At 67.2% G+C, this 8,976-nt stretch carries 5 protein-coding genes; 4 read left to right on the top strand and 1 reads right to left on the bottom strand.

Annotated elements, in window-relative coordinates; genetic code table 11:
- Window positions 1-161 precede the first annotated feature (161 nt).
- Window positions 162-563 carry a nitroreductase/quinone reductase family protein gene (locus ACZ6DT_RS40025; RefSeq protein WP_465605255.1) on the bottom strand — a complete coding sequence of 134 codons (402 nt, stop codon included), beginning with the start codon at window positions 561-563 and terminating at the stop codon, window positions 162-164.
- A 110-nt stretch (window positions 564-673) separates the two neighbouring features.
- Here ACZ6DT_RS40025 and ACZ6DT_RS40020 point away from each other — a divergent pair, with 110 nt between their 5' ends.
- From ACZ6DT_RS40020 to ACZ6DT_RS40005, 4 genes are all read left to right on the top strand, one after another.
- Window positions 674-1,759, top strand: a complete 1,086-nt coding sequence (locus tag ACZ6DT_RS40020; RefSeq protein WP_465605252.1) for a plasmid pRiA4b ORF-3 family protein — start codon at window positions 674-676, stop codon at window positions 1,757-1,759.
- A 190-nt stretch (window positions 1,760-1,949) separates the two neighbouring features.
- Window positions 1,950-5,534 carry a DNA polymerase III subunit alpha gene (gene dnaE / locus ACZ6DT_RS40015; protein ID WP_465605248.1) on the top strand — a complete coding sequence of 1,195 codons (3,585 nt, stop codon included), beginning with the start codon at window positions 1,950-1,952 and terminating at the stop codon, window positions 5,532-5,534.
- Window positions 5,534-7,006 (top strand): MFS transporter, encoded by a 1,473-nt coding sequence (locus tag ACZ6DT_RS40010; RefSeq protein WP_465605247.1) that lies wholly within the window; start codon window positions 5,534-5,536, stop codon window positions 7,004-7,006. Before dnaE ends, ACZ6DT_RS40010 begins: the two co-directional genes overlap by 1 nt.
- A 454-nt stretch (window positions 7,007-7,460) precedes the next feature.
- Entirely contained in the window at window positions 7,461-8,705 is a 1,245-nt protein-coding gene (locus tag ACZ6DT_RS40005; protein WP_465605244.1) for a low temperature requirement protein A, read from the top strand.
- Window positions 8,706-8,976 lie beyond the last annotated feature (271 nt).

Genomic DNA, 8,976 nt, shown 5'->3' with positions numbered 1-8,976 from the left:
GTCCCTCGTTCACTCCTCTTCCCCCACCTTTGAGCCACCATGCAGGGCCACGCTCCCAGCCCCCCCTCCCCCCCCCCCCCCCCCCCCTCCCCCCCCTCCCCCCCCCCCCACCACCCCCCCCCCCCCCCCCCCCCCCCCCCCCCCCGCGACCCACGTGAGCGTCACACCCGCTTGAGCGCGATCACCGGGAATGGCCTGCTGGTCTTCGCCTGGTGCTCCGCCAGCCGAGGGAACGCCTTCGCCTGTTTCGTGAACAGACGGTCCCGAGCCGCTCCGGTGACCTCGATCGCGTGAGCGGTGAAGGACTCTCCGTCCGCCTCGACGTCGACAGACGGCTCCGCGACGAGGTTGCGGTACCAGTCCGGATGCCCGGGAGCACCTCCGTTGGCGGCGAAGACGACGTAGCGGTCGTCGTCGGCCAGGAACAGCATCGGCGTCACGTGCCGCCGCCCGGTGCGCGCGCCGGTGGTGGTGAGCAACAGGGTCGGGAGGCCATCGCCGTGGCGGCCGTTCGCGCGGAACTCCGCGATCACGTGCTCGTTCATGGCCTGCAGGTCGATCATCAACTCTCCGGGGCGGTTAGGTGATCTTGGCGGCTGGCCAGTCTGCCCATCCATGTCCTGGTCGGCAACCATTTTTCAAAAACTGTCGGTGCCGATCCGATACTGGAGTGGTGAGCCCCGTCAGCCGCGGCCGCAAGCCCGCCAAACGACCGAAGAGCCAGCGCTCCCACCGGCCGCGTCCGCCTCTGGACGTGTCTAAAGTGGAGCGCTGGCCGAAACTGCTCCACGGCCCGATCGAACTGTCGGACTGTGTCGTCCAAGGCCAAGTGGATCAGGACCTCGTGGTCCTGGCCGCCACACTGATCGCGGGCAAGCGCTCGGTGGGGGTCGAGGTGGTGGTCAACGAGCGCGAGGTCGACGTGATCGAACTCCACCCCGTACCCGGGGACGCCTTGGCGGTTCTACGCAACGGCTTCGAGGTGACCGAGGCACCGCTGACCCCCGAAGAGTTCCGGAGCCAGGTCGAAGCCGCCTTGATCGCCAAGGCGGACCGCGACGCCTGGATCCGGGAGAGCGTCCCCAAGCTCTCGGAACCGGGGACCGATCCGAAACCCGATCTGCCCGTGCGTGCCGCCCAGCTGCGCCGGTGGCTCGGTCTTCCCGCCTACGAACCGCTGCCCCGCTTGCCGTCGGCCGATCCGCTGCCGCTCGTCCTGTCCTCGCCCGTGCCGGTCACCGGACTTCGGTTGGCGGTCGCCCTGTCCGCACCGGACGACGCGATCTGGCGACGGCTCGAAGTCCGTTCCGACGTCACCCTCGCCGGACTGCACCGGATCCTCGCTGCCGCGTTCGACCACGACGAGCGGCGGCATCACCGGTTCGAGACCGCGTACGGCGGCTTCAGCGTCGATGCCCAGAGCGGTGAGGGCGACCGTCTGGACGACGAAGCGACACTCGGCCAGGTCCTCACCTCACCCGGCCACCGGCTCGTCTACGAGATGGAGTGCTGGAGGCACTGGATCCGCGTCGAACGGCTGGTCGCCCTTCCGGAAGCGCCGAGCTGCCTCGACGGCGAACGCGCCACGCCTCCGGCGGAATGTGAGGACGAGCAGAGCTACGAGATGTTGCTGGAGGCACTGCGTGATCCGGACGACGAAGAGAACGAGGCACTGCTCGAAGAGCTCGGCGGCCACGGCTTCGATCCGGAGTGGTTCGACAAGGAGGTGGTCGACGAGCGGCTGGCCCGGCTGAGCTGATCCGGCGCCCCGTTCGGGGGTAACCGGAGCCTCTCCGCGCGCCTAGTTGAAGCTGGGTGATTACGGGAGGAAGCTTGCCGCGGCGGCCCGCCATCCCGCCCGGGCGCCGTCGAACCTCGGCGCATAAGGTGGGAGGACCGGCCCGCGTCAAGCAGCCAGGGATCCGTCTGCCTAGGGGAGGTTTTCGCTGGTGTCGAACGATTCCTTCGTCCACCTGCATGTGCACACCGAGTACTCGATGCTCGACGGTGCGGCGAAGATCGCCCCCTTGTTCAAGGAGGCGGCGCGGCTGGGCATGCCCGCGGTCGGGATGACCGACCACGGCAACATGTACGGCGCGGACGAGTTCTACCAGCAGGCGCTCAAACACGACCTCAAGCCGATCATCGGCATCGAGGCCTACGTCGCGCCGGAGAGCCGGTTCCACAAGAAGCCGGTCTTCTGGGGACAGTCGAACCAGCGTGGCGCCGACGAACTCGGTGAAGGCGGCGACGTCTCCGGCGCCGGCGCGTACACGCACATGACGATGCTCGCCGCGAACTCCACCGGCCTGCGCAACCTGTTCAAGCTGTCCTCGCTCGCGAGCATGCAGGGCTACTATCGCAAGCCCCGGATGGACCGCGAGCTGATCGCGGAGAACCACCACGGCATCATCGCGACCACCGGATGCCCCTCGGGCGAGGTGCAGACGCGGCTGCGGCTGGGGCAGCGCACCGAGGCGATCCAGGCCGCGTCGGACTACAAGGACATCTTCGGCGCCGACAACTTCTTCCTCGAACTGATGGACCACGGGCTGCCGATCGAGCGGTCGGTCCGTGAAGGCCTGCTCGAGGTCGGCAAGCTGCTCGACCTCAAGCCGCTGGCCACCAACGACTCGCACTACGTCACCAAGGACCAGGCCGACACCCACTCCGCGCTGCTGTGCGTGCAGGCCGGCAAGACGCTGAACGACCCGAACCGGTTCAAGTTCGACGGTGACGGCTACTACCTGAAGTCGGCCGCCGACATGCGGGAGTACTGGGACAAGGAGGTCCCCGGCGCGGCCGACTCGACGCTGCTGATCGCCGAGCGCGTCGAGTCCTACAAGGACGTGTACACGCACAAGGACCGGCTGCCGTTCTTCGAGGTCCCCGAGGGCTACGACCAGGGCACCTGGCTGCGGGAAGAGGTCGCGCGCGGCCTCAAGTGGCGGTTCCCGGACGGCGTCCCGGACCCGGACTACAACGAGCGCATCGAGATCGAGCTCGACGTCATCATCGGGAAGGGCTTCCCGGCCTACTTCCTGATCGTCGCCGACCTCATCAACTACGCCCGTAAGGTCGGCATCCGCGTCGGTCCCGGCCGTGGTTCCGCCGCCGGCTCGCTGGTCGCGTACGTCCTCGGTATCACCAACCTGGACCCGATCCCGCAGAAGCTGCTGTTCGAGCGGTTCCTGAACCCCGAGCGCGTCTCGATGCCCGATATCGACATCGACTTCGACGACCGCCGTCGCGGTGAGATGATCCGCTACGCCACCGACAAGTACGGCGTCGACAAGGTCGCGCAGGTCATCACCTTCGGCACCATCAAGACCAAGGCTGCCATCAAGGACTCCGCCCGGGTCCACTTCGGGCAGCCGGGCTACGCGATCGCGGACCGGATCTCGAAGGCGCTGCCGCCGCCGATCATGGCGAAGGACATCCCGCTCTCGGGCATCGTCGACTCGAAGCACGAGCGCTACGGCGAAGCGGCCGAGGTCCGCGCGCTCGTCGAGACCGACGAAGAGTGCAAGACGATCTTCGAGACCGCCCGTGGCCTCGAGGGCCTGATCCGCAACGCCGGTGTCCACGCCTGCGCGGTCATCATGTCCTGCGACCCGCTGACCGACGCCATCCCGCTGTGGCAGCGCGACGACGGTTCGATCATCACCGGCTGGGACTACCCGTCGTGCGAGGCCATCGGCCTGCTGAAGATGGACTTCCTCGGCCTGCGGAACCTCACCGTCATCGGTGACGCGATCGACAACATCAAGACCAACCGCGGGATCGACATCGACCTTGACACCCTCGGCGTCGAGGACAAGGCGACCTACGAACTGCTCTCCCGCGGTGACACGCTCGGCGTCTTCCAGCTGGACGGCGGGCCGATGCGGGATCTGCTGCGTCGTATGCAGCCGACGGTGTTCGACGACATCGTGGCGGTGGGCGCGCTGTACCGCCCAGGCCCGATGGGCATGAACGCGCACAACGACTACGCCGACCGCAAGAACGGGCGGCAAAAGGTCAAGCCGATCCACCCCCAGCTCGAAGAGCCCCTGAAGGAGATCCTGGCCGACACCTACGGCCTGATCGTCTATCAGGAACAGATCATGCACATCGGCCAGAAAGTGGCCGGGTATTCGATGGGCCGCGCGGACGTGCTCCGCCGCGCGATGGGCAAGAAGAAGCAGGAAGTCCTCGAGAAGGAGTTCGTCGGCTTCGAAGAGGGGATGAAGGCGAGTGAACTCCTCCCCGGCGGCTTCTCGTCCGAGGCGATCAAGGCGCTCTGGGACACGATCCTCCCCTTCGCGGGTTACGCGTTCAACAAGAGCCACGCGGCAGCGTACGGCCTGATCTCGTACTGGACCGCGTACCTCAAGGCGAACTTCACGCCGGAGTACATGGCCGCCCTGCTCACCTCGGTCGGTGACAACAAGGACAAGTCCGCGGTCTACCTCTCGGAGTGCCGCCGCCTCGGGATCAAGGTGCTCCCGCCGGACGTCAACGAGTCGGCGCTGAGGTTCGCGGCCGTCGGGGACGACATCCGCTTCGGCATGGGTGCCGTCCGCAACGTCGGCGCGAACGTCGTCGAGTCGATCATCAAGACCCGCGACGAGAAGGGGAAGTACTCCTCCTTCACCGACTTCCTCGACAAGTCCGAACTGGTGGCCTGCAACAAGCGTGTCATCGAATCGCTGATCAAGGCGGGTGGCTTCGACTCGCTCGGCAACACGCGGCTCTCGATGATCCAGGTCCACGAGGACGCGGTCGAGGCCGTGGTCCCGCTCAAACGCCAGGAGGCGATGGGCCAGTTCGACCTCTTCGGGTTCGGCGGGGACGACGACGCCGGCGACGCGGTGTCCTCGTCGCCGCTCGCGCATCTGAAGTTCGGGGAGGAGGAGTATCCGCGCAAGCAGCTCCTGGCCTACGAACGGGAGATGCTCGGCCTCTACGTCTCGGCACACCCGCTGGACGGCGCCGAACGCATCCTGCGCAAACACGCGCCGCGGCCGATCGCCGCGATCCTCGCCGACCCGCCGAAGGAAGGTGAGCTGGTCGTCTCCGGGCTGATCACCGCGCTGGAACGCCGGGTCAACAAGAAGGGCGAGCCCTGGGCGATCTGCACCATCGAAGACATGGACGCCTCGCTGGAGGTCCTGTACTTCCCGAAGTCCTACGCGATGTTCTCCGCCGATCTCATCGAGGACAACGCGGTGCTGGTCAAGGGCAGGGTGAACTGGCGCGAGGACAAGATGTCCATCTTCGGTGGCGGGCTCGTGCCGCTCGACCTGTCCGAGGTCGGCAACGGCGACGACGATCTGCCGCTCGTCCTGCTGGCCGCGGCGGAGAAGATCGACCAGTCGGTGGTCAGTGAACTGAAGCAGACTTTGCTGGCCCACAAGGGCGAGACCCCGGTGCACCTGAAGCTGGTCGGAAAGAACCAGACGGTCTTCGCGCTCTACGACTATCCGGTCAAGGTGACGGCGATGCTGATCGGTGAACTCAAGGGCATCCCCGGGATCGCCGCCAGCACCTGATGAGCACCTACGAACCCGACCCCCGGCGCTGGAAGGCGCTCGCCGTCTCCCTGGCCGCCGGGTTCATGGGCCTGCTCGACGTCAGCATCGTCAACACGGCACTGCCCTCGATCCAGAAGGATCTCGGCGCGTCGAGTGGCGGGATCCAGTGGGTCGTGTCGGGCTACGCGCTGGCCTTCGGGCTGGTGCTGGTGTCCGGCGGCAGGCTCGGCGACGCGCTCGGCCGCCGCCGCATGTTCCTGTTCGCGCTCGCCGCTTTCGTGCTGACCAGCGTGTTCGCCGGCGCGGCGCCGAACGAGACGACGCTGATCATCGCGCGGTTGCTGCAGGGTTTCGCCTCGGGGATGATGACGCCGCAGAACAGCGGGATGATCCAGGACCTGTTCCGCGGCGCGGAACGGGGCCGCGCGTTCGGCATGTTCGGCGCCACCGTCGGGATCTCGACCGCCGTCGGGCCCGTGCTCGGCGGTGTGATCCTCGCGGTCTTCGGCGATCCGGAAGGCTGGCGCTGGGTCTTTTACGTGAACGTGCCCATCGGGTTCCTGGCGTTCGGGCTGGCCTTGAGATGGCTCCCGAAACCGGAGACACCGGCGAGAAGCCTGCGGGGCGAGATCGACTTCGTCGGCATCATGCTGCTGGGTGTCGCCGTCCTCGGCGTCCTGCTCCCGCTGATCGAATCCGAAGAGGGCGGGCTCAGCAGCCTGTGGTGGCTGTTCGTGGTCGCGGTGGTCTTCGGTTTCGCGTTCGTGCGCTGGGAACGCTCGATGGTGCGGCGCGGCCGTCCGCCGCTGCTCGACACCCGGCTGTTCTCCGACACCCCGGGCTACGCCACGGGTGCCGCCGTCGGCGCGCTGTACTTCAGCGGGTTCACCGGTATGTGGCTGGTCTTCGCCATCTTCTTCCAGCAAGGCCTCGGCTACACGCCACTGCAATCCGGGCTCGCCGTCACCTCCTTCGCCCTCGGTTCGGCCGTGTCGGCGGCGATCGCGGGACGGCTGGTGCCGAAATGGGGACGCAAGCTCACCGTCACCGGCCTGGTCATGGTGATCGCCGGGATGATCACGGTCGCCGTCCTCGCCGGGCGGGATCCCGGGGTTGCAGCGGGCTGGTGGTTCGCGCTGCCGTTGCTCGTCGCGGGCGTCGGTGGCGGCATGGTCATTTCGCCCAACACCACGCTGACCCTGGAATGCGTCCCGACGTCGATGGCGGGCGTGGCGGGGGGTGCGTTGCAGACCGGACAGCGGATCGGCACCGCGATCGGCACCGTCGTGCTGGCCTCGGTCTTCCACGCGGTGCTGAGTGCGAACGGTGGCTACCCATCGGCGCTGACCGCGGCGATGCTGTGCGCCGCCGTCCTGACGAGTTCGGCGCTTTTACTCGCCGTGATCGAACTTCGTGCCCGGCGGAAGCGGCGTTTGCTCACCGAACGAGAGGACGCCGAGCGGACTGCCGCCGACAGTCCACGCGGCTGAGTCATCCGTGCGTGCCGATGACTACGTTCGGCAAGATCGGATGCTCCATCCGAGTGACTGACGCCGCTAGCCCCTGGTGCTACTCAGAGCGACCGGGTAGACCTAACGGAGCCTTCACCGCTGTGTCATGGCTACCGACAGTGGTATTTCTGTCGATCGATCGGGGATGGATCGATCGGCGAAGCGATCGTGGTGAGTCCGGAGTTTCAGGAATGGAAACCCACGGTCACGAGCCGGTGGACGGCCGTCGGCGTCCGCGGGGGACCGTTCGGCGGCAGCCGGCTCACCACCACTGACGAGCCGAGTCCTGGTGAGGCATTCGCGCGGGTGGGTCCGCGCGGGGTCGCCTGGGGAGGTGCACCCGGCCCGGGCCCACCCGCCGCGCGTTCCTCCGAGTGTGTGAACCGCTCCCGGCTGCGAAGATCACCGCGGATCGAGAGTGCGAGGAGCGGTGATGGTGGAGAGTTCTGCACGGCGAAGTCGGCTGAGGGTCTGGTACCGGCCGATGACGATGCGCGATTCCGGTGAAGGGCACCGGGTCGCGACCCCGCTGGAGCTGTTGTTCGACCTGTGTTTCGTGGTCGCCGTCGCGCAGGCGGCCGCCGGTCTGCACCACGCGATCGCCGAAAACCACATCGGGCACGGGGTGCTCAGCTTCGGGATGGTGTTCTTCGCGATCTGGTGGGGTTGGCTCAACTTCAGCTGGTTCGCCTCCTCGTTCGACACCGACGACGTCCCGTACCGGCTGGTGACGCTGGTGCAGATCGCCGGCGGGCTGACCGTCGCCGCCGGTGTCTCGTCGGCCTTCGAGGGCGACTTCACGATCACGGTGGCCGGTTACGTCCTGATGCGGCTGGCGATGGTTGTGCAATGGCTGCGCGCCGCGCGGACCGATCCGCACTGCCGTCCGGCCGCGTTGCGGTACGCCGTCGGCATCACGATCGTCCAGATCCTGTGGGTCGTCCGTCTCGGTCTGCCGGAGTCCTTGGCGTTGCCGTCGTTCTTCGTGCTCCTGGTGGCCGAGCTCGCGGTCCCGGTGATCGCCGAACGCAAGCGCTGGACGGGCTGGCATCCGCACCACATCGCCGAGCGCTACGGCCTGTTCACGATCATCGTGCTGGGTGAATCCATCCTCGGCGCGACCACCGCGATCAAGGAGGGGCTGGACAAAGGCGAGCACACCGGCAGCCTGATCTCGCTCGCCGCCGCGGGGCTCGTGCTGGTCTTCTCCCTGTGGTGGCTGTACTTCGACCAGCCGGGTCACGTCCGGCTGGAAAGGGCGAAGAGCCTGTTCACCGTCGCGAGCTGGGGTTATGGGCACTACTTGATCTTCGCCTCGGCGGCCGCGCTCGGCGCCGGCCTCGAGGTCGCCGTCGACTACGACACCCACACCGGACACGTCGCCCCGTTGCCCGCCGCCATGGCCACGACCGTGCCCGTCGCGATCTACCTGCTCAGCGTCTGGCTGATGCACATCGGCCCCGCCAACGAATGCCGTCCGATCGCGATCGGGTTCCCGGTGACCGCGGTGCTCGTGTTCGCCGCGTCGTTCACGCCCGCGCCCATCCACATCACGGCCGCGCTCGCCGCCGCCCTCGTCGTGCTGACGGTGGTCGCCACGCACGGAGAGCCGGTTCCGGGGGAGGGCACGATCGACGCAGGTCAGAGCCCCGACGCGCAAAAGAGGACCCCCCTGTAAACGCCGGTTTCGGGCCGTGTAATGTTCTCTTCGTCGCCAGGGAAACCGAGCGGCCGCCGGGAACACGAACCAAGCTCCCACCGGATGGTGGTAGAGTGGGTGGTCCCGAACCGGAGAGGTAACTCTACCCCCGCTGAAACGGCAGTTTCGAGCAGGTGCTAGGGTGTGCTCCGGAAAAAGCCAAGAAATGACTGCTTCGGATAAGGCCGCGTGTGTGGTGTGATTCGGGGTGTGTTGCTTGAGAACTCAACAGTGTGCTAGTGAACTAAGC

It is taken from the genome of Amycolatopsis sp. NPDC041971, assembly GCF_055588925.1.
Note: the sequence above shows the minus strand (reverse complement) of the source record. Positions and strands in the feature narration are given on the sequence as shown.